This window comes from Lacibacter sp. (genome assembly GCF_035299325.1).
Lineage (GTDB): Bacteria > Bacteroidota > Bacteroidia > Chitinophagales > Chitinophagaceae > Lacibacter.
Genome location: NZ_DATGWT010000037.1, coordinates 127,301 through 150,842 on the forward strand (window position 1 = coordinate 127,301; position 23,542 = coordinate 150,842).

General features: G+C 39.8%; 27 protein-coding genes. 20 read left to right on the forward strand and 7 right to left on the reverse strand.

Going from position 1 to position 23,542, the window contains the following annotated elements; genetic code table 11:
- The first annotated feature begins 6 nt into the window (after nucleotides 1–6).
- The 9 genes from VK159_RS20050 (at nucleotide 7) to VK159_RS20090 (ending at nucleotide 6,308) form a co-directional block, all read left to right on the forward strand.
- Complete coding sequence (locus VK159_RS20050; protein WP_324231956.1) at nucleotides 7–870, forward strand: UbiA family prenyltransferase; 864 nt, start codon at nucleotides 7–9, stop codon at nucleotides 868–870.
- Nucleotides 863–1,951: a type III polyketide synthase gene (locus VK159_RS20055; RefSeq protein WP_324231957.1), complete on the forward strand. Its 1,089-nt coding sequence runs from the start codon at nucleotides 863–865 to the stop codon at nucleotides 1,949–1,951. Before VK159_RS20050 ends, VK159_RS20055 begins: the two co-directional genes overlap by 8 nt.
- Nucleotides 1,944–2,672: a methyltransferase domain-containing protein gene (locus tag VK159_RS20060; RefSeq protein ID WP_324231958.1), complete on the forward strand. Its 729-nt coding sequence runs from the start codon at nucleotides 1,944–1,946 to the stop codon at nucleotides 2,670–2,672. Before VK159_RS20055 ends, VK159_RS20060 begins: the two co-directional genes overlap by 8 nt.
- The gene (locus tag VK159_RS20065; protein WP_324231959.1) at nucleotides 2,665–3,801 is read left to right on the forward strand and encodes an NAD(P)/FAD-dependent oxidoreductase; all 1,137 of its coding nucleotides are present in this window, start codon (nucleotides 2,665–2,667) and stop codon (nucleotides 3,799–3,801) included. Before VK159_RS20060 ends, VK159_RS20065 begins: the two co-directional genes overlap by 8 nt.
- A 54-nt stretch (nucleotides 3,802–3,855) precedes the next feature.
- Nucleotides 3,856–4,362 (forward strand): GbsR/MarR family transcriptional regulator, encoded by a 507-nt coding sequence (locus tag VK159_RS20070; protein WP_182802044.1) that lies wholly within the window; start codon nucleotides 3,856–3,858, stop codon nucleotides 4,360–4,362.
- Between the two features lie 88 nt (nucleotides 4,363–4,450).
- Nucleotides 4,451–4,804 (forward strand): hypothetical protein, encoded by a 354-nt coding sequence (locus VK159_RS20075; RefSeq protein WP_324231960.1) that lies wholly within the window; start codon nucleotides 4,451–4,453, stop codon nucleotides 4,802–4,804.
- A gap of 21 nt (nucleotides 4,805–4,825) precedes the next feature.
- Entirely contained in the window at nucleotides 4,826–5,266 is a 441-nt protein-coding gene (locus tag VK159_RS20080) for a hypothetical protein (RefSeq protein ID WP_324231961.1), read from the forward strand.
- 38 nt (nucleotides 5,267–5,304) lie between these two features.
- The gene (locus tag VK159_RS20085; protein WP_324231962.1) at nucleotides 5,305–5,667 is read left to right on the forward strand and encodes a CoA-binding protein; all 363 of its coding nucleotides are present in this window, start codon (nucleotides 5,305–5,307) and stop codon (nucleotides 5,665–5,667) included.
- A 167-nt stretch (nucleotides 5,668–5,834) separates the two neighbouring features.
- Entirely contained in the window at nucleotides 5,835–6,308 is a 474-nt protein-coding gene (locus tag VK159_RS20090; RefSeq protein WP_324231963.1) for a ribonuclease H-like YkuK family protein, read from the forward strand.
- A 128-nt stretch (nucleotides 6,309–6,436) separates the two neighbouring features.
- On the opposite strand, the gene VK159_RS20095 is transcribed toward VK159_RS20090, so the two are convergent.
- The 3 genes from VK159_RS20095 to dnaB form a co-directional block, all read right to left on the reverse strand.
- Nucleotides 6,437–6,598, reverse strand: a complete 162-nt coding sequence (locus VK159_RS20095) for a hypothetical protein (RefSeq protein ID WP_324231964.1) — start codon at nucleotides 6,596–6,598, stop codon at nucleotides 6,437–6,439.
- 111 nt (nucleotides 6,599–6,709) lie between these two features.
- The gene (locus tag VK159_RS20100) at nucleotides 6,710–7,420 is read right to left on the reverse strand and encodes an RsmE family RNA methyltransferase (RefSeq protein ID WP_324231965.1); all 711 of its coding nucleotides are present in this window, start codon (nucleotides 7,418–7,420) and stop codon (nucleotides 6,710–6,712) included.
- A gap of 64 nt (nucleotides 7,421–7,484) precedes the next feature.
- Entirely contained in the window at nucleotides 7,485–9,083 is a 1,599-nt protein-coding gene (gene dnaB / locus VK159_RS20105) for a replicative DNA helicase (RefSeq protein WP_182802052.1), read from the reverse strand.
- A 609-nt stretch (nucleotides 9,084–9,692) separates the two neighbouring features.
- Between dnaB and pheT the strand changes: the two genes are divergently transcribed.
- On the forward strand, nucleotides 9,693–12,116 hold the full coding sequence (gene pheT, locus VK159_RS20110; protein WP_324231966.1) for a phenylalanine--tRNA ligase subunit beta: 2,424 nt from the start codon (nucleotides 9,693–9,695) through the stop codon (nucleotides 12,114–12,116).
- Between the two features lie 23 nt (nucleotides 12,117–12,139).
- Nucleotides 12,140–12,427: a hypothetical protein gene (locus VK159_RS20115; protein ID WP_324231967.1), complete on the forward strand. Its 288-nt coding sequence runs from the start codon at nucleotides 12,140–12,142 to the stop codon at nucleotides 12,425–12,427.
- Between the two features lie 2 nt (nucleotides 12,428–12,429).
- Here the strand turns inward: VK159_RS20115 and VK159_RS20120 are convergent, their stop codons facing one another.
- Nucleotides 12,430–12,681, reverse strand: coding sequence for a hypothetical protein (locus tag VK159_RS20120; RefSeq protein WP_324231968.1), 252 nt, complete (start codon nucleotides 12,679–12,681; stop codon nucleotides 12,430–12,432).
- Nucleotides 12,682–12,802: 121 nt separating this feature from the next.
- Between VK159_RS20120 and VK159_RS20125 the strand changes: the two genes are divergently transcribed.
- The 7 genes from VK159_RS20125 to VK159_RS20155 all read left to right on the forward strand — a co-directional run bounded on the left by VK159_RS20125 (nucleotide 12,803) and on the right by VK159_RS20155 (nucleotide 18,583).
- On the forward strand, nucleotides 12,803–13,105 hold the full coding sequence (locus VK159_RS20125) for a cell division protein ZapA (protein ID WP_324231969.1): 303 nt from the start codon (nucleotides 12,803–12,805) through the stop codon (nucleotides 13,103–13,105).
- A gap of 207 nt (nucleotides 13,106–13,312) precedes the next feature.
- Complete coding sequence (gene rny / locus VK159_RS20130; RefSeq protein ID WP_182802057.1) at nucleotides 13,313–14,878, forward strand: ribonuclease Y; 1,566 nt, start codon at nucleotides 13,313–13,315, stop codon at nucleotides 14,876–14,878.
- Nucleotides 14,879–15,002: 124 nt separating this feature from the next.
- Entirely contained in the window at nucleotides 15,003–15,356 is a 354-nt protein-coding gene (gene rplS, locus VK159_RS20135) for a 50S ribosomal protein L19 (protein ID WP_182802058.1), read from the forward strand.
- A 172-nt stretch (nucleotides 15,357–15,528) separates the two neighbouring features.
- Nucleotides 15,529–15,654: a hypothetical protein gene (locus tag VK159_RS20140; RefSeq protein ID WP_294907157.1), complete on the forward strand. Its 126-nt coding sequence runs from the start codon at nucleotides 15,529–15,531 to the stop codon at nucleotides 15,652–15,654.
- A 114-nt stretch (nucleotides 15,655–15,768) separates the two neighbouring features.
- Nucleotides 15,769–15,984 carry a twin-arginine translocase TatA/TatE family subunit gene (locus VK159_RS20145; protein WP_324231970.1) on the forward strand — a complete coding sequence of 72 codons (216 nt, stop codon included), beginning with the start codon at nucleotides 15,769–15,771 and terminating at the stop codon, nucleotides 15,982–15,984.
- 53 nt (nucleotides 15,985–16,037) lie between these two features.
- Nucleotides 16,038–17,483, forward strand: coding sequence for an Asp-tRNA(Asn)/Glu-tRNA(Gln) amidotransferase subunit GatA (gene gatA / locus VK159_RS20150; protein WP_324231971.1), 1,446 nt, complete (start codon nucleotides 16,038–16,040; stop codon nucleotides 17,481–17,483).
- An 11-nt stretch (nucleotides 17,484–17,494) separates the two neighbouring features.
- Nucleotides 17,495–18,583, forward strand: coding sequence for a lytic transglycosylase domain-containing protein (locus VK159_RS20155; protein WP_324231972.1), 1,089 nt, complete (start codon nucleotides 17,495–17,497; stop codon nucleotides 18,581–18,583).
- A 356-nt stretch (nucleotides 18,584–18,939) separates the two neighbouring features.
- On the opposite strand, the gene VK159_RS20160 is transcribed toward VK159_RS20155, so the two are convergent.
- A complete protein-coding gene (locus VK159_RS20160; protein WP_324231973.1) occupies nucleotides 18,940–19,959 on the reverse strand; it encodes a redoxin domain-containing protein in 1,020 nt (339 codons plus the stop codon).
- 77 nt (nucleotides 19,960–20,036) lie between these two features.
- Nucleotides 20,037–20,591 (reverse strand): transposase, encoded by a 555-nt coding sequence (locus VK159_RS20165; protein ID WP_324231974.1) that lies wholly within the window; start codon nucleotides 20,589–20,591, stop codon nucleotides 20,037–20,039.
- Nucleotides 20,592–20,723: 132 nt separating this feature from the next.
- Here VK159_RS20165 and VK159_RS20170 point away from each other — a divergent pair, with 132 nt between their 5' ends.
- Both VK159_RS20170 and VK159_RS20175 read left to right on the forward strand, forming a co-directional pair.
- The gene (locus VK159_RS20170; RefSeq protein ID WP_324231975.1) at nucleotides 20,724–21,551 is read left to right on the forward strand and encodes a hypothetical protein; all 828 of its coding nucleotides are present in this window, start codon (nucleotides 20,724–20,726) and stop codon (nucleotides 21,549–21,551) included.
- A gap of 124 nt (nucleotides 21,552–21,675) precedes the next feature.
- Entirely contained in the window at nucleotides 21,676–22,011 is a 336-nt protein-coding gene (locus VK159_RS20175) for a hypothetical protein (RefSeq protein ID WP_324231976.1), read from the forward strand.
- Between the two features lie 242 nt (nucleotides 22,012–22,253).
- Here the strand turns inward: VK159_RS20175 and VK159_RS20180 are convergent, their stop codons facing one another.
- Complete coding sequence (locus VK159_RS20180; protein ID WP_324231977.1) at nucleotides 22,254–23,444, reverse strand: anthranilate synthase component I family protein; 1,191 nt, start codon at nucleotides 23,442–23,444, stop codon at nucleotides 22,254–22,256.
- Nucleotides 23,445–23,542 lie beyond the last annotated feature (98 nt).

Here is a 23,542-nt window from a genome sequence, read left to right on the forward strand (position 1 = left end):
CAACGCATGATCAGGAAAAGTACGATACAGCTTTTGCGATTTCATTTTTCGATTTTCTTAATGCCCGTTTACTGGTTTGCATTAACACAGTTGGTGAACATCAACCCCACAAATGCTGTGCTGATATTTATCATTCTGCATGTACTCATCTATCCCTCCAGTAATGGTTATAACAGTTATATGGACAGAGATACGTCACCCATCGGTGGTGTAAAAAATCCTTTACAACCCACAAAGCAACTGTTTTATGTATCGATCATCATGGATCTTGTTGCTGTTGCATTGTCTTTCCTGATCAGTAACTGGTTTGCATTGGGCAGTTTCATTTATATCATTGGTTCAAGATTATATAGCTATCGGGGCATACGTCTTAAACAATATCCCATTCTTGGCTATCTCACCGTAATTACGTTACAAGGTGGTTTGGTTTTCTGGATGGTGTACCACGGAAGTTCGGTGCTGTTGAAAACAGGCATGCCAATTGCAGGTATGATTGCAGCTAGTTTATTGATCGGTGGATTTTATCCGCTCACTCAAATTTATCAGCACAAGCAGGATAAAGAAGATGGCGTTACAACCATCAGTTCCTTGCTGGGCTACCGCAAAACATTTGTATTCTGTGCTGTTGTTTACTCCGTTGCCATGTTATTTGTAGGATATACCTTCTTTTCATCACTCATGATCAAAGAATTTTTTATCCTCAGCATCTTTTTTCTTCCAATCCTCGTTTATTTCTTATGGTGGGCAGTGAAAGTGTGGAAGTCAGAAAGTTTTGCAGATTTTAAACATACGATGCAAATGAACGTTTTGGCAAGTATATGCACCAACGCAGCATTTATTACGATCTTAATCATGAATCAATTTGAGTAAACTTATTTCCATTGGCACAGCCGTTCCGGCATTTAAACATGCGCAGAAAGATATTCTGCAGTTCATGCAGGAAGTGTATGCACTGGATACAGTTGAAAACAGAAAGTTGAGATTTCTCTATAGCCAAAGCGGTATTGATACACGTTATTCAGCCATTCCCGATTACAGTCATCAATTACCTGAATGGAAATTTTATCCGCACAGCGAAAATCTTGAACCCTTTCCCGATCTTGAACATCGCATGCGTTGGTATAACCGTTATGCGGCACCGTTATCTGTTGATGCCATCAGGCAATGCATTGCGGGAAAGATCAACAGTCAAGAGATCACACATCTCATCACCGTCAGTTGCACAGGCATGAGTGCACCGGGTCTTGACCTGATGGTAATGGAGTTAATGGATCTTCCAAAAAATATCTTTCGTACTTCCATCAACTTCATGGGTTGTTACGCAGCTATTCACGGTTTAAAAATGGCAGATATGATTTGCAAAACCGATCGTGCTGCTAAAGTGATGATCGTTTGTACTGAGCTGTGCACATTACATTTTCAAAAAGATGCGAGTCCTGATAGTATTGCTTCCACACTTTTGTTTGGCGATGGCAGTGCAGCGGCATTGGTGATGCACGATGATTCGACTCCAAAAGGATTACACCTGAAAAGTTTTTACAGCGAAGTTGTTCCGAAAGGAAAACGGGATATGGCATGGGAGCTTTCATCCACAGGTTTCTTAATGACGCTGAGTGGATATATCCCCGATCTCATTAAAGAAGATTTTGCGCCGCTGGTTGAACGTGCATTGCATCATGCAGGTTTGCAGCAGCAAGAGATCAGCAACTGGTGTATTCATCCCGGCGGCAGACGTATTGTAGATACCATTCATAAAGCGCTGCAATTGCCGGAAGGGAAGCTGCAGGCTTGTTATGATGTGTTGCGTGATTATGGCAACATGTCCTCTCCCACTATTTTATTTGTGCTGAAAGAACTGATGCAACGCAGCAGTACGGATGAATCCATTTTTGGTGCCGCCTTTGGCCCCGGTTTAACAATGGAAACTTTTGTAGCTTCAACACATGCCTGATCTCACACAACGATCATATCAAAAAGAACTACTCGATGGCGATGATATTCCGTTTGAAGACATCAAACAGAATATGCAGGAACTGGATGTGATCAATACATGGTTGGGCGGACATCAGATCACAATAAAAGGATTACAACAAATAATGAACAGGGTTAGTCACACGCCTGCATTTGGGGTGGCTCACCCCCAAGCACTGATCGTCTGTGAAATTGGTTGCGGCGGTGGCGATAATCTGAGAGCAATTCAACAATACTGCGAAAAGAAACGTATTTATTTAAAACTGATTGGTATTGATATCAACCCGCATTGCATTGCTTATGCCAGATCAAGAAAAGAGAATGAAGGAATTGAATTTATCTGTTCCGATTATTCAAAAGCAATGTTTACACAAAAGCCCGACATTATTTTTTCTTCCTTGTTCTGTCATCATTTTACAGAAGATGAATTGCAACGGCAATTCATATGGATGAAAAATAATTCTACGCTTGGCTTTTTTGTGAACGATCTGCACCGTCACCCGCTTGCGTATCATTCCATCAAATTATTAACGACTCTCTTTTCAAAATCATACCTTGTAAAAAACGACGCACCATTAAGTGTTGCACGTGGTTTTAAAAAAGATGAGCTGATCGAAATACTACAACAATCATCCATCATCCATTATCAATTAAAGTGGATGTGGGCATTTCGCTGGTTGCTTATTTTTAAACATGACTGACAGGCATTACGATATTGCAATCATTGGCGGCGGACTTGCAGGATTGGCATTAGCAATTCAATCAGCTAAACAAGGCTACGCTGTTGTGTTATTTGAAAAAGAAAAATATCCTTACCATAAAGTTTGTGGCGAATACATCAGTTTGGAAAGCTGGAACTTTCTCGAATCGTTAGGCATTCCTTTATCGAAACTGAACTTGCCTGTTATCAAACAACTGGAAGTATCGTCACCGAATGGAAATATTTTTAAACACGAACTGCCACTTGGAGGCTTTGGTATCAGTCGCTATAAACTTGATGAAATGTTGGCAAACATTGCCCGGCAACACAATGTGTTATTACTGGAAGAAACAAAAGTGAATGATGTGATTTTTCAGAACAAAGCATTTAGTATTCATTCAACTGCAGGTGAGTTTACCGCTACAGTTGCCGCAGGTTGTTTTGGCAAACGAAGTAACCTGGATGTAAAATGGAATCGAAATTTTGTACAGCAAAAGCCCAATAAGCTCAACAACTACATCGGTGTTAAATATCATATCAAGATCGATCGCCCTGCTGACGTAATTGCCTTGCACAATTTCGAAAACGGATACTGTGGCATTTCACAAATTGAAGATGGAAAATTTTGTCTTTGTTATTTAACCACGGCTGTTAATCTGCAAAAAAGCAATAACAGTATTGAGCAGATGGAGAAAACTATTCTGTGTAAAAATCCACAGCTAAAAAAAATATTTGACGAAGCTGAATTTCTGTACGATTCGCCCGTTACCATTTCGCAAATCAGCTTTGAGCAAAAGCAACTGGTGGAGCATCATGTGTTGATGATCGGTGATGCAGGGGGTATGATTGCGCCTCTTTGCGGCAACGGCATGAGCATGGCTATGCATGGAAGCAAACTTGCGTTTGAACAAGTGCATGCGTTTCTGCAACATGAAATCACACGAGCGCAAATGGAAGAATGCTACAGTCGCAATTGGCAACAACAGTTTGCCAAACGATTAAAAACCGGCCGACTGATTCAAGGCCTGTTTGGCAAGTCAAGCGTCACGAATCTTTTCATCAATTCAGTCAAAACACTACCCTTCCTGGCCAAGCCATTGATACGCCTCACACACGGCCAGTCTTACTAAAAATTAATTTTCAGTAATTACTGAAAATTCGGAATTGTTTGCTAACTTAGGGCCATGAAATTATCCGAAGCCAAACAACAGTTCATCAGCACCTGGGGTGCCATGGGTACACATTGGGGCATTAACCGCACAATGGCACAGGTCCATGCTTTGCTGATGATCAGTCCTGACCCGCTTACACAGGACGATGTGATGGCCCAGTTGAATATCAGCCGGGGTAATGTGAACATGAACATCCGTGACCTGATCGATTGGGGATTGGTTGACCGTGTACTGATACAAGGCGAACGCAAAGAATATTTCACCGCCGAAAAAGATATCTGGAAAGTAGCCCGGCAGATTATTAAAGAACGGAAGAAGCGTGAACTTGATCCGATGATGAAACTGATGGATCAGTTAAGCAAAGTGGATGGCGATAAAAAAGATAAGGAAGTAAAAACCTTTCTCGACACAATTAGTGGGATCAAAAAATTTGGTGCCCATGCTGATAGTATGCTCGATGTGGTGGTGAAGAGTGATGAGAATTGGTTCATCAGTACAGCATTGAAACTCTTTAAATAATTGATCAAAGATCAATACAGCCGATTCGTTCGGCTTTTTTAAAACACAATATTTTCATTTTTTTCTGAAATTATAAAATACATGAAACATGAAGCTGTTTAAACAATTTGAATTTTACAGTAGTGTATTACTGATCGCAGCGTTCTTTATCAGCTGGATTATCATACGAGATGGCGGACTGCTCTTCACTGCTTACTTCGTTGTTGGAGCGTTACATATTGTTGGTATGATCACACATGCTTTGGCGCATTGGTTTACAAATACCAACAGTCTTCGTTTGTATTATCACTGGTTGGTTGTTATCCTGTTGTTGCTTACTCCACTTGGTATTGGTTTATGGATATTATTATATGCTGCTCCTTTTATGGCCATTGCTTACACATGGATCTGTTGGAGAGAATTAAGGGCTTTGCAATTGAAAGAGTTTGTGCATTTGAAATAACTCATCATTAAATAAATTGTTATGAACTACACAATTCCCAACTGGCTTATTTACATTGGTGCTGCGGGTCAAATTTTTACTGCCATGGTTTATCCATATGTACGTCACAAAGTTTTTGATTGGTATAACGATATCAAAAAACTGAAACCTCTTAACCAGGAAATCGCTAAAACATATGGCCGCTACATTCAAGGGTTAAACTTTTCCTTTGGCTTGATCTCATTCTTACTTGCTGATGAGTTAAAGAACGGCAGCCCACTAGCTGTTGCAATAACCGGTTTAATTGCTGCCTACTGGACAGGGAAGGTTATTACACAATTTGCCTATTACCCTATGTATGAAATTCCCAATAAACTCATTTTCAAAATTGGAGAAGTGTTGATGAATACGTTGTTCATCACGTTTGCAGTGGTATTTATCTGGTTGTTTGTAAGTAACATCAATTTCTTATTGCAGCATTGACGATACTGCAGTTATTATTCAAGTTGTAACTTTACAATATGAGTAAGAAAACACTTGTACTCGGCGCATCTGATAACAGTTCACGCTACAGCTATCTGGCCATACAACGTCTTCGCAGTAAAGGACATGAGGTAGTTGGTATTGGTAAGCATGCTGGTACTGTTGAAGACGTAACAATTGAAACAACAAAACAACCGGTTGAAGATCTTGATACGGTTACGCTCTACTTAAACCCTCTTCATCAAAAAGAATATTACGATTATATTCTTTCGCTCAAACCGAAACGCATCATCTTTAACCCCGGTGCTGAAAATGAAGAGCTGAAACAACTTGCACTTCAAAACAATATTCAGCCAATGGAAGCCTGTACGTTGGTGATGTTAAGCACTGGTCAATATTGATTCTCTGATTAACGTTTTTGCAAGAGGTTTAAAGCTAACGGATTGTTCCGTGGCCTGTCGACTACCGTCTATCGTCTTCTTCGCTTATCCCCACCTGTTAATAAACACATAACTCAACAAATTTGCAGCAGCCGGAAAGAATTTCGTAAATTAGGAAAACCCTTTTTATGAAATGGAGAAAATTCAATGGCGAGCATATCCGCATTCCGATCAAGGAAGAGGTACGTGCCGCCATCATTAGAGAAACCAGTAAAGGCTTTCGACTAAAGGTTTGTATTGGAACCGACAGCCAGGTAAAAGGAATGGAAACTGAATTTGCAACTGTGATTGTTTTTTTGCGTGAAGGTCATGGTGGATTCATGTTCATCCACAACGAAAAAACAAGACAGAAGTATTCCATTAAAGAACGTATGCTTGTTGAAGTAGCAAAGAGTATTGAGATTGCTTATGAACTTTGCGATCTGTTTACAGAGTATGATGTTGATATGGAAGTACATGCCGACATCAACACCAACCCGCACTTCAAAAGTAATGAAGCATTGCGTGAAGCAATGGGTTATATCCTTGGTATGGGCTTTGCCTTTAAAGCCAAACCTGAAGCCTTCGCCAGCAGCAGCTGTGCCAATAAAATTGTGAACTGATCTTTTGCACAGCCCCCTGTTTCAACTGTGTGAACCACGGTTAGGTTCTTCGTCTCTCCAACCTCAGCGGTAAATTACCTCATTCAGCTTAACTTGTTCAGTCTCATACCAAAGACTTTTGGTAATACCTATCTGTTCAAAGCAGCTGGTGTCGTCATCCATGTGTCAGCATAATCGGGAACCTCATTAAAGAATTGTTTTGTAAGTGAAGTAACAAACAGATACGCCAAGAATAAAAGTGAAAGTGAAATAAACACAATACCGCCAACAGATAAAATATCCCGTTTCATATTCTCATGTTTTAGAAATGAAAGAAAAATTTTGCGGCAGAGATAGAGAATTGAATAGAAAGTTCGTGCTATTAAATTATAATTACAACAACAGATTTTTGCAATTTCTACTTAGGTAATGCATAGTAATGTAGCAGCTACAACAGCAGCTGTTTCTGTACGCAATCTTGTTTCACCAAGCATCACAGGTTTATATCCTTCTGCAATAGCTGTGTTGATCTCTGTCGTGGTGAAATCTCCTTCCGGACCAATAAGGATGATAGAATTTTGAAATTGGTTAATTTGAAAATTTGAAAATGGAGTTCTCTCCGTTTCATCACAATGCGCAATAAGCTTAAGTGCATTTTCAAATTGCATCATTTTCAAATTTTCAAATTTTGTAGGCTCGTGTAAAACAGGCAACCATGTTTGCTGGCTTTGCAACATTGCACTTACTAAAATCCCTTTCATACGATCGAAACGGAAATGCTGACGTTCGGTTCGTTCACAGAGCAAAGGGATAATTTCTGTTACACCGATCTCGGTTGCCTTTTCTAAAAACCATTCGAATCTGCTTGCGTTCTTCACTAATGAAACTGCAATGGTTGTTTTACGAGCAGCTTGTGGCTTGTAGCTTACAGTCTTTACCTGCACCACACAATGTTTTTTATGTGCATCACTGATAGCAGCAGTGAGCAAACTTCCTTTACCATCCGTTAAATTCAATTGTTCTCCCACCTGCATACGCAACACCTGCACTACGTGTTTGGATGTTTCTTCATTTAACGTAATGAGTTGCTGAGATGCATCAAAAGATTCAATATAAAAAAATGGTAATGCCATAAAAAATTTGTCCCGCCTTACGCAAGCGGGACAAATCTAAAATCATACATCCGAAATCAGAAATCTAAAACGGCGTTTCCTCATCGAAGTTCATATCATTCATCTTACTGCCTTTCTGTACAAATACTTTAGGGCCATCATCGCTTGGCACCGGTTTCCAGTTTCCGCCACCCGGCATCATACCTGGTCCGCCGGGTAATGGTCCTTGTGAACCACCAAATCCACCACCACCCATATTATCACCAAAATCATCCTCCACAAACTTCTGAATATGTAATAATGCTCTCAGCTTAATTGTTTCCAGCGAACCATTCCTGTGCTTTGCAATACGTATATGTGTTTCACCACGATTGCTTTCGCCAAATTCATTCGAAGTAATATCATAGTATTCGGGACGGTACAGGAACATTACCATATCCGCATCCTGTTCAATGGCACCCGATTCACGGAGATCACTCAACTGCGGCATCTTGTTTCCATCTTTACGTTTCTCTACCTCACGACTCAACTGCGAAAGTGCAATGATGGGAATGTTCAATTCTTTTGCAAGTTGTTTCAAGCCCCTTGAAATTGTACTGATCTCCTGTTCACGGTTGGTATTTTTGTTACCGGCACTTCCGCTCATCAATTGCAGGTAATCGATAATGATCAACCCTACTCCGTGCTTATTTACCAGGCGGCGGGCTTTTGCACGTAGTTCAAAAATATTCAAAGCAGCACTGTCATCAATAAAGATGGGTGCTTTTGCTAAACGTTCAATTCCTTTTTTGTACAACTGCTGTACCTCATGATCTTCCAGTTTACCACGGGAGATCTTCTCCAGCATGATCTCACTCTCTGCCGAAAGAATACGTTGTACCAACTGTGCAGCACCCATCTCAAGTGAGAAGAAGGCAACTGGTGTTGGTTTACTTGCACTCAATGCTGCGTTGCGCAACAGGTTCAATGCAAATGCAGTTTTACCCACGGCAGGTCGTGCAGCCAGAATCACCAGGTCAGAAGGTTGCCAACCGTAGATCACTTTATCCATGGTTGCAAAACCGGTTGGTACACCTGTAATATCTTCCTGCTTATTCCGCATGTCTTCAATACGCTGAATGGTTTTGATCAACACATTATCAAACGAATCAAAGTTTTTACGGAGATAGTTATTGGTTATTTCAAACAGTTTGCTTTCTGCATCATCGAGCAGATCGAATACATCGGTACTTTCTTCATACGCATCACCAATGGTTTCACCGCTGATGCGGATCAACTCACGTTGTAAAAATTTCTGCAGAATGATACGTGCATGCGCTTCAATGTTTGCAGTTGATACAACCGTGTTGGTGAGTCGAGTTACATAGTAAGCACCGCCAACCATTTCCAGTTCTTCACGCATTTTCAATTCTTCCACTACCGTAAGCAGATCGATAGGCGAACTTTTAGCTGTAAGTCCCTGCATAGCACGGAAGATGCGCTGGTGAGCATCTACATAAAAACATTCCGGACGTAAAATTTCGCTGATGGCATCGAAAGCACTTTTTTCGAGCATTACGGCACCAAGTACGGCTTCTTCAAGTTCCTTAGCCTGGGGCGGAACTTTGCCATATACCATGGTAGTGAGGTCAAGCGGTGCCTTCCGCTTTGTTTTGCGGTCTTTATTGAGATTAGTAAGATCCATAGTTTAAAACAGGGAATACAATGGTTGAATTCGGGTTCCTTTTCTTTCACAATCGTTTACCCAATTTTCATGTTAAGCAATTGTTACCGGAACAAGGGCGACGAATGTAAATGAGAAAATGATACAAGCAAAAACAAATCCCACTCTTAATTTCTTCAACCCCTGTTCACATTAAATTTAAGGTTATCCACCGGTTTTGCTCCTTCATTCACATAAATCAGGCCTGTTATCCTCAATTTAAATTATTTTTTCGCCCAAACCTAATGTATTTGCACACCCGCTGTGCAGAAAGATTTTATGACTTTTTTTTGGCAGACTGATGCGGATTACAATATGGATTTTTACTGTTTTTTCTGCCTTTTCGTTACCTGAAAACCTTTACCGGCTTGCTTTCTGTCCGATTTCATATCACTTAAAACCGATTGCAAATCCTGACTGCACTTGAGCATAACTGTTACCTTCATTTTTTATTGAATTGTGTGATTCTTCATTGCTGAAAGATTGGTCTGGATACGATTTTAGAATGCTTGATTTCGACTAAAACTCGTTTACTCCTCAAGCCTTCAATCAATTATCTTTGCAGCTTTCTGAATAAAAGTTGATTATAGTATGACGATCAGTTATAAATGGCTCCATGAATATTTACCGGTAGCAGTAGAACCCGAGCGTTTGAGCCGTATCCTTACTTCCATTGGTTTAGAAGTGGAGAGTATGGAGGCATATGAAGAAGTAAAAGGTGGGCTGAAAGGCCTCGTGATTGGTGAAGTGCTCACTTGCGAAAAACATCCTGATGCTGATAAACTTTCGCTTACCACAGTGAATGTTGGTGCTGCTGAACCTTTGCAAATCGTTTGTGGGGCACCGAATGTAGCCGTTGGTCAAAAAGTGGTGGTGGCAACAGTTGGCACAACCATTTATCCGTTGACCGGCGAACCAATGACCATGAAAAAAGCAAAGATCCGTGGCGTTGAAAGCCAGGGAATGATCTGTGCCGAAGATGAAATTGGTTTAGGTGCAAGTCATGCAGGTATCATGATCCTGAAAGATGATGCAAGAGTGGGAAGTGCTGCGGCTGATTATTTTCAATTATACACCGATTGGATCATTGAGATCGGTTTAACACCCAACCATATGGATGCGATGAGTCATATGGGTGTGGCAAGAGATGTGATTGCATACCTCAACTTTCACGATAAAAAACAATACACGCTTAAATCTCCGTTCAGCAACGGATTTAAGGTTGATAATAAATCGCTGCCTATTACTGTAAAGGTAGAGAACAAAGATGCCTGTCAGCGTTATGCCGGTGTGAGCATAAGCAATGTAACGGTGAAAGAAAGTCCAACCTGGTTGAAGCAACGTTTGAAGGCAATCGGTGTTCGTCCGATTAATAATATAGTCGATATCACGAATTACATTCTGCATGAAACCGGTCAGCCGTTGCATGCATTTAATGCAGATGCTATCACAGGTAAAGAAGTGATCGTAAAAAATCTTCCTGAAGGAACTCCGTTTCTTACACTCGATGAAAAAGAGCGCAAACTGAGTGTTGAAGACTTGATGATCTGCAATGCAGAAGAGCCCATGTGTATTGCCGGTGTGTTCGGTGGAACCAAAAGTGGTGTTAAAGAAAGCACGAAGAATATCTTTTTGGAAAGTGCCTGGTTCAACCCGATTACAACACGAAAAACATCGTTCCGTCATAACCTGCGTACCGATGCTGCCACACGTTTTGAAAAAGGTGTTGACATCAGCAATGCAGTGAATGTATTAAAACGTGCCGCATTATTGATCAAAGAATTGGGTGGCGGCGAAATTGCAAGTGATGTGGTGGATGTTTATCCAACACCAAAACAAAAAACGCAGATCGCTCTCAAGTTTCATTATTTGAAAAAGATCAGCGGTAAGAATTATCACCCGGATACTGTAAAGAAAATATTTGAATCACTCAATTTTGAATTGATCAAAGAATCGATTGATGAAATTTGGGTGGCTGCTCCGTTCAGCAAACCTGATATGGAACTGCCGGCAGATCTTGCTGAAGAAGTAATGCGTATTGATGGATTAGATAATGTGGAGATACCAACGAGCATCACTATCTCCCCATCAACAGAAGCTGATCAAACAAGTTTTGCTTACAAAGAAAAGATCAGCAATATTCTTGCAGGCCAGGGTTTCAATGAAATCTTCACCAACTCCATTGCCAACAGTGCATGGTATAGTGAAGAAGTATTGAGCACAACAGTAAAGATGCTGAACAACCTGAGTGCTGAATTGAATGTGATGCGTCCATCAATGCTGGAAACAGGTTTGCAATGCGTTTCATTTAATCTCAACCGCAGGAATAACAATCTTCGCCTGTTTGAATTTGGAAAAACTTATACCACTTCAGATGTAGGTAAATATTTCGAAACAGATCATTTAGCTATTTACACAACAGGAAGTACAGAAGCCTCCTGGAAGCAAAAAGCTTCAGCAACTGATGTGTATTTTCTGAAATCGGTGGTGAACAGCATTTTGCTGCAGGCAGGTTTATCGGCTGAAACAGAAATTGCAGAAGCTGAAAAAGGTTTCAGTGGTTTGATCAATTACAAAGTAAAGAAACAAGTAATTGCAAAAATTGGCATTGTTGATGCTGCACAATTAAAACAGTTCGACATTAAACAACCGGTTTACTTTGCTGATATTAACTGGAACATCTTAACTCAGCTTGCTGCTAAAGCAAAACTGGAGTACAAAGAAATACCACGTTTCCCGGCAGTTGAACGTGACTTGGCAATCGTTATTCCAAAAAGCACAAGCTATGCTGAAGTGGAAAAAACGATCAACAATGCAAAAGTGGCCCGCTTGAAAGGAGTTTCGTTATTTGATGTATTTGAAAGTGAAAAGATAGGTGCCGATAAAAAATCGATGGCTCTCAATTTCATCTTCCAGGACGATGAGAAGACCTTGGTGGATAAAGAAACTGAGAAGATGATGGATACACTTATCCAGGCATTGGAAAAACAATTGTCTGCAGAGATCAGAAAATAATACCTTTCAGCAAACAATTCATTGTGTCAGCTATTGATCAACATATTCAATCACTCCAGCAAAAAATGCAGTTGCTTGTAAAAAAGCATCAGCAACTGGAAAAGGAGAATAAAAAGCTGAAAGATGAATTGAATGGTTTAAAAGATAAGCAGTTCGATAAGAAACAGGAAGTTGAGGTGTTGGAAATGCAGAACGCAATTCTCAAAGCATCGCAACAGCAGTTAGATGACAAGGAGAAGAAGGAACTTGAAAAGAAGCTCAATCTTTTTATTAAAGAGATCGATCGTTGTATTGCTTTACTTACGGAATAGGATCACACACGTTTGATGATCCGCATTTTCATTTCATCATCGCCTTGCTTTATTTCAATGCTGTAAACGCCGTAAGGCAAGTCATTTAATCCGCTCCAGATAAGTGAGCGGTGAGCAGATACTTCCGATTCTAAACGACGGCATACAAATCCACTCTCATCTTTTAATACTGCCCTAACGGCATTCTTATCCGGCGAAGAAAGTTCCAGCGTAAGTGTATCAATGAACACTTGTGGTTTCACTTTTGCGAACATGTTTCGAGGTTGGTTTAGAGATAATAAAACGGGAGGTATTTTCGCAGCCGGCAACGGATGAATAAGGAAGCTTTTTTTTACGAACGTGTAATATATAACAACCTTTTTATATTTTAGTTTGATGGAATCATTAATTCCGATAAATATTGTTATTGGCGATCGCAGCTACAGGATCAAAGTAAGCCCCGAACACGAGGAGCATGTACGCAAAACTGTAAAGATCATCAATGAAAAAGTGCTCGAATATCGTACCAGTTTTGCCGGGAAGGATATGCAGGATTATATTTCTATGGTACTGATCTGGTATGCAACCGATGTTACTTCAACAGATACGAGAGGCTCCGGTACTGCCGACGAATCGGTTGCTGCTGAGGCATTAAAAAAGCTGGAGCTTCAGATCGATCAATTATTAAAGCAGGGATAACTATCTCTCAAAAAAATCAGCCGGTTCTTTATAGAATGGCGGACATGTAGCCAATACACACATGTTAAAGCCTTGATTCTGTTATTACGTTCAAGGTTTCCTACCTCTTTTTTCTGTATTTTCGCCACTATTGTCCCGCTATGAACTTGTACAACGCCATAGAAAGGAACGATTTGCAGAAAACAAATAACAAACCAGTCAACAACAATGGAACCAGCAATTTTATATGTCATAATAGGTGTGGTCGCACTAATAGCAGGTGTGATTTTGGGCAAGATCATCTTCGCAAAAAACACCCGTAAACAGTTAGAGGAAGCAGATTTACAGGCACAATCAATTATAAAAGAAGCAGGGCTGCGAGCAGAAACCATCCGCAAGGAAAAGGAACTTGAAGCAAAAGAAAAATTCGTACAGCTCAAATCGGATTATGATCGTGAAGTAACTGAACGCAACCGTAAGATCAATGAAAGTGAGAACCGTGCCCGTCAGAAAGAACAATCGATCAATCAGAAAGAAGCCAATCTCGACAAACAGATAAAGGAGAACGAGGCGATCAAGGAAAACCTCAACCGCCAGATCGAAGTGGTAAATCTGAAACGCACTGAGCTGGAGAAACACCAGGAAGAGCATATCCGCAGATTGGAGAAAATTGCGGGATTAAGCGCTGAAGAAGCCAAGAATCAATTGATCGAAAGCCTGAAACAGGAAGCACAAACCCGTGCCTTGGTACTTCAACAGGAAATTATTGAAGATGCCAAATTGAAAGCAAATAAGGAAGCACGCAAGATCGTGATCCAGTCTATACAGCGTACTGCTGCTGAACAAACAATTGAAAATACTGTAACCGTTTTCAACCTTGAAAGCGATGAAATAAAAGGTCAGATCATTGGTCGTGAAGGTAGAAACATCCGTGCGATTGAAGCAGCAACGGGTGTTGACCTGATCGTTGATGATACACCTGAAGCCATTCTTCTCTCCTCTTTCGATCCGCTTCGTCGTGAAGTGGCCCGTTTGAGTTTGCAGCGTTTAGTGGCCGATGGTCGTATTCACCCTGCCCGTGTTGAAGAAGTGGTTGAAAAAACCCGTAAGCAGCTTGAAGAGCAGGTGATGGAAATTGGTGAGCGCACCGTAATTGAATTAGGTATCCACGGTATGCACAAAGAATTGATCAGGATGGTGGGACGTATGCGTTTCCGTTCATCTTATGGTCAAAACCTCTTGATGCACAGCCGTGAAACAGCCAATCTTTGTTCTATCATGGCTGCTGAATTAGGAATGAATCCTAAATTGGCAAAACGTGCCGGTCTCCTGCACGATATCGGTAAAGTGCCGGATGAAGAAACTGAATTGAGCCATGCATTGCTTGGTGCCAAGCTTGCTGAAAAATATGGTGAGAACCCGGCGGTAGTAAATGCCATTGGTGCCCACCACGATGAAATGGAAATGCAGTATGTGATTTCTCCGATTGTACAGGCTTGTGATGCCATCAGTGGTGCAAGGCCCGGTGCCCGTCGTGAGATCATGCAACAATACCTCCAGCGTATCAAGGATCTTGAGAACCTGGCAATGGGTTATCCCGGTGTTGAGAAAGCATACGCTATCCAGGCTGGTCGTGAGTTGAGGGTAATTGTGGAAGCAGAAAAAGTGACCGATGCTGAATCAGACAAATTGAGCTTTGAAATGGCACAGAAAATACAAACAGAAATGGTTTATCCGGGTCAGATCAAAGTGACTGTTATTCGTGAAAAAAGAGCTGTAAACGTAGCCAGATAGTTAGAGAGTAATTGGGAATTAGGGACTGGGAAAGAGTGAATCAACTTTTTTTCCAAATTCCTGCCAACAAATTGCCAATTCCTCCAAAAACCCCCTACCTTTGCCGTCCTAAAAATTAAGAGTTATGAACGCCGCTGTTGCATTTGTACATGAGCAATTGACTGCTAAGAAAGAACAACCAAAGTTCAAAGCAGGTGATAACGTTACTGTGAATTATAAGATCGTTGAGGGTGGTAAAGAGCGTATCCAGGGTTTCCGTGGAGATGTGATCAAACGCCAGGGACAAGGCGCAACTGCAACATTTACAGTGCGTAAGATCTCTGATGGTGTTGGTGTTGAACGTACTTTCCCGGTTAACTCACCTAACGTTGATTCAATTGAACTCAACAAAGTAGGTAAAGTAAGCCGTGCAAAACTCTTCTACCTCCGTGAAAGAAGCGGTAAAAGTGCCCGTATTAAGGAAAAGCGCATGAGATAATCGGCGTTTTGAACATATTTAACAAAGGGGGAAAGAAAACTTTCCCCCTTTATGCTTTAAATAACCGGATTTCATTCTTATATTTAAACCCCGAATCGTACAGATTCTCCTAATCCCATACCTTTTGAAGTAATCGTTACTCTATTTATTAACTAAATAAGTCGTTCCGATCATGAAAAAGGTATTAGTTGCCCTCGCTGTAATTACAATGTTCTTAATGTCATGTAACCGTGGTATATCTCCATACCAGGCTGCAAATGGCAAAGCAGGTAAATGCGGCAGAAATTTTATCCGTTAATCTCTACTGAAATTAAACGCATTGAAACCTTCCCTTACCGGAAGGTTTTTTATTTTTCTTTTCAAGGCGGCGTTACAAATAACTGTAACTTTGTGTTCCTTTAAAATTTATATCATGAATTTTCAACCCATACTTCTCGGCGTTCTCGGTACCCAGGAAATTATCATTATTGCCATTATCATTTTATTGTTGTTCGGTGGTCGTAAGATCCCTGAGCTGATGAAAGGTTTGGGTAAAGGTATCCGTGAATTCAACGATGCCAAGAACACTGTTCGTAAAGAAATCGAGGAGAGCTCTACTCCTACTGATGCAAATCAGAACAAACAGTAATTTCTTTAACGCTCATTTTCGTTCTCACTTCAATTTTCTGAAGAGATTCTTCATTGTATCCTTTTGCAACCATAAAAGCATACCAGCAACGTTTGTTTGATGGAACAACCTCCTGTAAACAGGCGGTTGAATTCTATTTAGCACAAACAAACAAGTTTGAACATCTTAATGCATTGCTGCACACTTTTCCCGAAGAAGCATTGCAAAGGGCAACTGAATTAGATGAGCAACGTGCTGCAGGTAAAACACCGGGCAAACTTCATGGTGTTGTCATTACTGTTAAAGATGTAATTGCCTGGGAGCAGCATCCTTTATCTGCTTCTTCAAACATTCTTAAGAACTTTCATTCCATTTATCATTCAACAGCCGTTCAAAAGCTGTTGGCAGAAGATGCAATCATCATCGGCATAAATAACTGTGATGAATTTGCCATGGGCAGCAGCAATGAAAATTCTGCCTTCGGTCCCGTAAAAAATATGTTGGATGAAACACGGGTTCCCGGCGGATCATCAGGTGGTTCAGCAGTGGCTGTACAAGCCAACCTTTGCATGGTGAGCTTAGGTAGCGATACAGGCGGCTCCGTTCGTCAGCCTGCAGATTTCTGTGGCATTGTTGGTGTAAAGCCAACCTATGGACGTGTAAGCCGGCATGGATTGATTGCTTACGGTTCCAGCTTCGATCAAATCGGAGTACTTTCTCATTCTGTTGAAGATGCTTCGCTTGTGCTTTCGGTAATTGCAGGAGCTGATGATTTCGACAGTACTGTTTCTACAATTCCTGTTCCTGATTATACGTCAGCCATTGCTGAAAAAAAATCAACCAAACCTGTACTCGGTTATTTCAAACAAACGCTTCAACATGCAGGCCTGGATGAAGAGATCAGAACAACGCATGCAAAGCTGATCGATCAACTGAAAGCAGATGGTTATGAAGTGAAAGAATTGGATTTCGATCTGATCGATTATATCGTTCCAACTTATTATGTTCTTACCACAGCTGAAGCCAGCAGTAACCTTTCCCGTTTTGATGGGGTTCGTTATGGTTACCAGGCCACACCTGTAAAAGAAGAATTAACAGAATTTTACTCGGCCAATCGTTCGGAGGGTTTTGGTAAAGAAGTGCAGCGCCGCATTATGCTTGGCACCTTCGTGTTGAGCGCCGGCTATTACGATGCCTATTATACCAAAGCACAACAGGTTCGTCGTAAATTATACGAACAAACGAAACTGGTTTTCAGCGATATAGACGTATTGCTCATGCCTGTATCTCCTTCTACCGCATTTAAGATCGGAGAAAAAAGCAGTAACCCCATCGAGATGTATTTAGCTGATATCTATACCGTATTTGCCAATCTCGTGGGTATTCCCGGTGTTTCGATTCCTTTGTTTCAACACAGTAATGGTTTACCGTTCGGACTTCAATTGATGACAAAGCATTTCGATGAAGTATCTTTGCTCGGCCTTGCTGATGTGCTGTTAAAAAACTACAAGGCATCGTAAGGGTTTTGCCGATGCATAAAATTATTCTTTCCATCATATTCATTTCTTGCTCTGTGTTTTCATTTGCGCAGAAAGATTCTGCTGTTAATGGCATTGCTACTGATACAATGGTAGAGAACAAACAAGGTGATGTATCGAAATATGGATTCCAGGCACTTTTTGTAAATAAAGAATTCAACTCCTCTACTTCTTACGATGCACAGATTCATCCGCAGGCATGGGGATTTATCCAGGATTACCTTGATCGCTATGGCAAGAACCTGCAGAAAATGAAAGGTTGGGGCATGCCCTATTTCACATTGATCGATAATGTGCTTACACAATACGGTCTGCCACATGAATTAAAATATTTAGCAGTAATCGAAAGCGGATTGAACACCAATGCTACGAGTTGGGTTGGTGCACGTGGGCCCTGGCAGTTTATGCCTTACACTGCCAAAGAATATGGATTGAATGTAAATGGCTGGATCGATGAACGTACCGATTATTTCCGCAGTACACATGCTGCAGCAAAATATCTTACCTCGCTTTATAACGATCTCGATGATTGGTTATTAGTGATTGCAGCATATAACGGTGGACCGGGACGTGTTTATAGTGCAATTAAAAAAAGCGGCAGTCGTGATTTCTGGAAGCTGCAATATTATCTTCCTGCAGAAAGCAGGATGCATGTAAAGAAATTTATTGCCACGCATTATATCATGGAAGGCAAAGGTGGCATCACAACGATGGTGAATGATGGTAAACAACCTTCAGCTCCTGAATTTGCGCCGGAGAAAACAGATCCTAATATTGAAGTGCAGCCGATCGTTGGTAAATTCAGTTCGGTGGTAATGGCGAAAAATCTTATGATTGATCTTATACAATTCAATCAACTCAATCCAAATTTTGATGCAGTGCTTGCAGGCAATACCATTTTCAATCTTCGTTTGCCGAAAGATAAAATGCAGGCGTTTAACGCCAACCGCTATGCTATTCTTAATGAAAGCGTACAGTTGCTGATGCGTTTTTATGGTGAAGATGGCATGAAAGATATGTATCCCAAAGTATCTGATCTGCCGGAGGTGAAGAAGAAACCGGTGCCGAAGAAAAAAGGGTAAGACGTTTCTGATTATTTTACTGTACACTTCAATTAAGCTGCTGCACACTGAAATTAAGACACTGCAATATGCAGTTAAGACAGTGTAACTCCCAATTTTTTTACTGTACACTTCAATTAAGTATCTGTACCTGCTCATTAAGCTACTGCACGCTGTTATTAAGACGTTGTAACATGCAATTAAGTCTGTGTACAGAAGCATTTTTTTAATGTAACTGTCGATTTATACATTGTAAATACTTGTTTAAGTTGTTGAAATAGAGGAAAGCAGGCGGGAATACATGAATGTGGTTGGTCGGGAGACACAACCACGGCGTGTTATTTTCGATACTACTATTGTAAGCAAGTAAATAGATTTTACTTAGACATGATGTAATTAAGAATTTTGTCAACCTCAATATTTTTAGCAATTACATTTGCCCGGTCATCAATCAGTAATGAACTGGGATATCGGTCTAAAATAATATGTTTTTTTAACTGTTGCCCCTGCACGTCCCAATAATTTTCCCATGTAACTCCATGTTTCTTTAACGTTGCCTTATTTTCATTAATAAATTTCAAAGAGTCAGTACTTACATGCACTATTTTGATTCTACTGCTAAACTCCGGATCCTTGTTTAATTGCACAAGTTGTTTCATTTCACGAATACATGGCAAACAATCATTAAACCAAATTACAAGTAATGTATACTTTCCACTGTTACTTAAATCTATTCTGATTTTCTTTTTTTTGTCATTTGTTACTTCGATAGAGGGCAGATTCAGCTGCTTCAAATATCTGTTTTCAAAGTATTTATATTCCTTTGTATTAGTGATGCTACTATCAAAAAGTGATTGAACAGCATTAAACTCGTATGAAAAATCATTCATGAAAGACTGGTCGATTAATTTAAATAGCCCAATAAAAGAAGAGGGATTTTTTTTAATATAGCTGACAAGTATTCCAGGTTCCAGAATGCTGTCAATATTTTCCGAATTGACAAAATGTAAAAATGACTGAAACTCGCTTTCAATTTTTGTAGCTGGTCTCTTGGCTACATACAGACCGCTATCACCGTTCTTAATAACTATTTCCTGACTGCCCGGTTCAATAAAGAAAAACTGATTGAACTTCATATAACTTTTTGCACCTGAAAAATATATCCTTACTGCAGTAGGGTGCTCTAATGTGCCCTCAAAGTAATACCTGTTATTTTTACAGTCAACAGAATTTGAGTTCACTTTCATTCCAAATTCTTGCTGAAAATACGACTCACCAATTGTTAAGGTTGAATTAGTATTAGCCGAATCAATAACTGTAAAACTAAAATGTTGTTGTGAATAGCTGTAGGTACAAGAAAAAAAGGATAAAAAAAGGTAAAGCATTTTTTTTCGCATAGCAAAAAGGTTAGTTAATTAAATATATTTTCAGGCTTCCGTCTTGGTTCGTGTCCCACGAACCATTTACTTACAATTTAAAACTCATTTCTCAAATCTTTCAAAAAAGGAAAGTGAACAATATCCTTCTCGTAAAAAGATGCACTGGAATAATAGTACTCACAAGGATCAGTAACAAGGTTCCAATGCTCTCCTAAAGGGTTCAGATGAATATATTCCAGTTTTTGCCAAGCCACAGGCGGTGAATACAGATATATTGCGACAGGATCTCTTTGCCAGAATTCATATTCCTTATTTGAAGCCCGAACAGCGTATTCAGCTAGTGAAGAAGGATTGTCGTTCAACAATTTCCTTCTGAATTGATGTGCCGTGTATTTAAGAAATGAACCTTGCACAGTTTCTTTCCCATTGATGTCATTTGTTCTCCAGATCACATGAAAATGGTTTGGCATAATGACAAATGCAAATACATCCAGCTTGCCTGCATTTGCTAACCATTCAAGCGAATCAATAATAATTTGTTTATAACTGTCGTTCTTCAAAAGCGGCTTCCAGTTATTTATTGTTGAAGTAAAAAAGAAGATTTCGCCAACTTCCATATAGGATTTTCGGTGCTGCTTAAAGTAGTCCATAGTTTAGTTGAAATGTAATAACTAATATAAGTATTCTTAGATGGAAAGTGTATGGTTCGTGGGACACGAACCAAGGCAGTGGAAACTGCACTTTTTACAAATAATGATTAAGTTTGCCAAAAAATACCACTAATGAAAACAATCCGATGCCTTTTATTCATAGCCTTTTGCGGTATTGGTTGGGCTTGTCAAAAAGGAAAGGATGATGGATCGCAACAAACCAGCAGAAAAACATATCTCAAACGAATAATTTACGGCGATTCATCAACAAAATATTTTAGCCTCTTTCAGTATGATTCAAACGGGAAGATTGTAAAATATTTCTGGGATTCTGTAGGCAAACCCGGAATATTAAATACTGAGTTTTATTACAATGGCCAAAACAGGTTAAGCGAAACAAAGGTTTATGCCAATAATGGAAGCACCGTAAGCGAAATTCGGAAATATTATTACGATGCTAATGGTTATTGTATTGGAGACACTGCGTTTGATGTGCAGGGACGGAAAACCTGGTATTGGGATAATTCTTATTCCTATGATAGTGATGGAAGATTATTGACTGTAAAACATCAAAATGAAACCGTCATCAGATATGAGTATGGAGCTAGTAAAAACCCTACTAAGTCATATATAAAATCGCAGGGGCAGCCGGAATTGGCCAAAACGATATACAGCATATTTGATAATAAAAAAAGCTGGCTGGGCGATTGTAAGGAATTACGCCATTATTTCCTTGTGTATGGGCACAAATACGCTTTTGATTTTTTTGAAAATAACGCAATAGAATATAAGGAATTATGGTCGAGAACTACGGGCACGACTAATGGCGAATGGTCAAATATGAAAGAAGAATTGATCTATAACGCAAGCGGTTACCCTATAAAGAGAAAAGTAATACAAACTAATTCCGGAGGCACGCATGTTGTTTGGCTGGAAGAGTACGAATTTGAGGAAAAATAAAAACAATATTGATTAAATTGACTTTTTGTACTGATGTGTTTTTTAAAACTACCAACAAAGGCAAAAAATACAACCCATATTTAACTATATTTATATTTACTAATCATTAAACTTAAATCGCATTATGATAATTGGCATTAGGGTCGCTAGCATCTATAAAGTACTTCCCACTGTAATTGGGTTTGATGAAAAATACAATGAAGATTATTATGTTCAAGTTGACCAATATTATTTTATGTTGGGAGTACCTTGGTTCCCTACACAAAGAAAAGTTGTTTTAAGACAAAAGAAAGGAGGAAAGTTTGAGATTCCTAATACTCCGGAACTTCAAGAAAAGGTAGCTGAGCTTAATAGTAAAATCAAAACACCGATTTGGTGTTTTGCAGGGCCAATTTTAGGAACAATTGCCTTACTTGTGGTAATTGCAAACTTTGCGTTTGATTTAGATTTAATGAATTAGTGTCAACCGGACTTATTCTCAAGCCCTTTTTTCTTAGTAATGTCTCTCCATGCAAATTGTTGAAGTTTGTTACAAATGTTGGCGGAGGGTGTTGCGTACCAAAAAGTTCATTGATAAATTAATGTACTCTTGCCATTGTTGGTCTCATGACCATCGAAAGATAGCTTTCAAAAAGCACAATAAATATGATTTGATACTTAAGATTCATTGTGGTCAGGCAGCCAACAATTGCACCTAGTATTTTACCCCAACACCTTCCTTATCGCATCCGCCTTCAGCAAACATTCTTCATATTCTTTTTCTGCATCGCTGTAAAAGGTAATGCCACTGCCCACCATATAAGAAAGATATTTAGTGGAAGCATTATAAAAAATACTTCTGATCACTACATTAAAATCAAAATCACCATTAGGTGCTATATAGCCAACCGCACCGGAGAACAAACCTCTTCTTGATTGCTCGTACTGTTCAGTTAACTGCATTACTTTTCGTTTGGGTGCACCCGTCATACTGCCCATCGGGAAAGTTGCACGGAGGATATCGGTAAAGTTTAATGCATCATTCACTTCACCGCTGATGGTGGAGATCATCTGGTATAATTGCGGGAACGAATAAATACCAAACAGTTCATCAACCTTCACCGTTCCTTCTTTGCATACACGGCTCAGATCATTCCGCACCAAATCAACCACCATTACATTTTCACTCTGGTCTTTCTTGCTGTTACGTAATTGTTCTTTCAATTCTTCATCTGTAACAACATCTGTTGTGTTGCGCTTCAATGTTCCTTTGATGGGTTGTGAAATAAGTGTTGATCCCTGCTTCCTTAAAAAACGTTCAGGACTTGCACATAGTAAGTAACTGTTGCCGGCTTTATAAAAAGCAGAGAAAGGATTGGGTGAAATGCTTGTAAGTGCTGCATAACTCTGCAATGGATCAATGATGGCTTCTTCAGCAAAAAATTCCATGCAGTAATTCAATTCATAACAATCACCACGAAGGATATGCTTTCGAATGGTTTCAATTGCTTCAATGTACTTTTCTTTTGAAACACGCTCACTGATCTGCAATTCATTTGCTGCAACAGTTGAATTTGTTTCTACAGCACCGATTTCACTCCATACAGTTTCGTGATCATCTGTTAATGACCCTATCCGCAACTCCTGTTCATTGAGTTGAAAAACATATTGCGGAACAAAGAACAAAAGATCAGCAAAGCCAATCTTATCACTATGTGTTGTAGGAAGTTGTTCCGTTTCTTCTTTAAGATTATACGCTAAATGACCAAAGCACCAGTTGCCTTGTTGAAGATGGAGCCATTGCTGCAATTGCGTTAATGCAGTGCCTGCATTGGCAGTTACCGAAGATGCAACACCACAGCCAATTAAACATTCATAACTATGGCCGGGTAAACGGTAATGATGGTTATCCAAAAAAGAACAAATGTTGAACCGGTTACACCAGCTCAACATTTGACGTTTGGTTACAGAAAAATCTGTTATTAAAAAAGACCGGAAGTTATGCTTCACAA

What these genes read in the sequence shown, in the direction of transcription:
- VK159_RS20165 (WP_324231974.1), bottom strand. Translation starts at nt 20,591, where the DNA reads ATGGACTACTTTAAGCAGCACCGAAAATCCTATATGGAAGTTGGCGAA.
- VK159_RS20140 (WP_294907157.1), top strand. Translation starts at nt 15,529, where the DNA reads ATGAAAAAGGTATTAGTTGCCCTCGCTGTAATTACAATGTTCTTAATG.
- VK159_RS20155 (WP_324231972.1), top strand. Translation starts at nt 17,495, where the DNA reads ATGCATAAAATTATTCTTTCCATCATATTCATTTCTTGCTCTGTGTTT.
- VK159_RS20080 (WP_324231961.1), top strand. Translation starts at nt 4,826, where the DNA reads ATGAACTACACAATTCCCAACTGGCTTATTTACATTGGTGCTGCGGGT.
- VK159_RS20160 (WP_324231973.1), bottom strand. Translation starts at nt 19,959, where the DNA reads ATGCGAAAAAAAATGCTTTACCTTTTTTTATCCTTTTTTTCTTGTACC.
- rplS (WP_182802058.1), top strand. Translation starts at nt 15,003, where the DNA reads ATGAACGCCGCTGTTGCATTTGTACATGAGCAATTGACTGCTAAGAAA.
- VK159_RS20125 (WP_324231969.1), top strand. Translation starts at nt 12,803, where the DNA reads ATGGAATCATTAATTCCGATAAATATTGTTATTGGCGATCGCAGCTAC.
- VK159_RS20095 (WP_324231964.1), bottom strand. Translation starts at nt 6,598, where the DNA reads ATGAAACGGGATATTTTATCTGTTGGCGGTATTGTGTTTATTTCACTT.
- VK159_RS20085 (WP_324231962.1), top strand. Translation starts at nt 5,305, where the DNA reads ATGAGTAAGAAAACACTTGTACTCGGCGCATCTGATAACAGTTCACGC.
- VK159_RS20050 (WP_324231956.1), top strand. Translation starts at nt 7, where the DNA reads ATGATCAGGAAAAGTACGATACAGCTTTTGCGATTTCATTTTTCGATT.
- dnaB (WP_182802052.1), bottom strand. Translation starts at nt 9,083, where the DNA reads ATGGATCTTACTAATCTCAATAAAGACCGCAAAACAAAGCGGAAGGCA.
- VK159_RS20075 (WP_324231960.1), top strand. Translation starts at nt 4,451, where the DNA reads ATGAAGCTGTTTAAACAATTTGAATTTTACAGTAGTGTATTACTGATC.
- VK159_RS20070 (WP_182802044.1), top strand. Translation starts at nt 3,856, where the DNA reads ATGAAATTATCCGAAGCCAAACAACAGTTCATCAGCACCTGGGGTGCC.
- VK159_RS20175 (WP_324231976.1), top strand. Translation starts at nt 21,676, where the DNA reads ATGATAATTGGCATTAGGGTCGCTAGCATCTATAAAGTACTTCCCACT.
- VK159_RS20065 (WP_324231959.1), top strand. Translation starts at nt 2,665, where the DNA reads ATGACTGACAGGCATTACGATATTGCAATCATTGGCGGCGGACTTGCA.
- VK159_RS20090 (WP_324231963.1), top strand. Translation starts at nt 5,835, where the DNA reads ATGAAATGGAGAAAATTCAATGGCGAGCATATCCGCATTCCGATCAAG.
- VK159_RS20170 (WP_324231975.1), top strand. Translation starts at nt 20,724, where the DNA reads ATGAAAACAATCCGATGCCTTTTATTCATAGCCTTTTGCGGTATTGGT.
- VK159_RS20060 (WP_324231958.1), top strand. Translation starts at nt 1,944, where the DNA reads ATGCCTGATCTCACACAACGATCATATCAAAAAGAACTACTCGATGGC.
- VK159_RS20100 (WP_324231965.1), bottom strand. Translation starts at nt 7,420, where the DNA reads ATGGCATTACCATTTTTTTATATTGAATCTTTTGATGCATCTCAGCAA.
- rny (WP_182802057.1), top strand. Translation starts at nt 13,313, where the DNA reads ATGGAACCAGCAATTTTATATGTCATAATAGGTGTGGTCGCACTAATA.
- VK159_RS20145 (WP_324231970.1), top strand. Translation starts at nt 15,769, where the DNA reads ATGAATTTTCAACCCATACTTCTCGGCGTTCTCGGTACCCAGGAAATT.
- pheT (WP_324231966.1), top strand. Translation starts at nt 9,693, where the DNA reads ATGACGATCAGTTATAAATGGCTCCATGAATATTTACCGGTAGCAGTA.
- VK159_RS20120 (WP_324231968.1), bottom strand. Translation starts at nt 12,681, where the DNA reads ATGTTCGCAAAAGTGAAACCACAAGTGTTCATTGATACACTTACGCTG.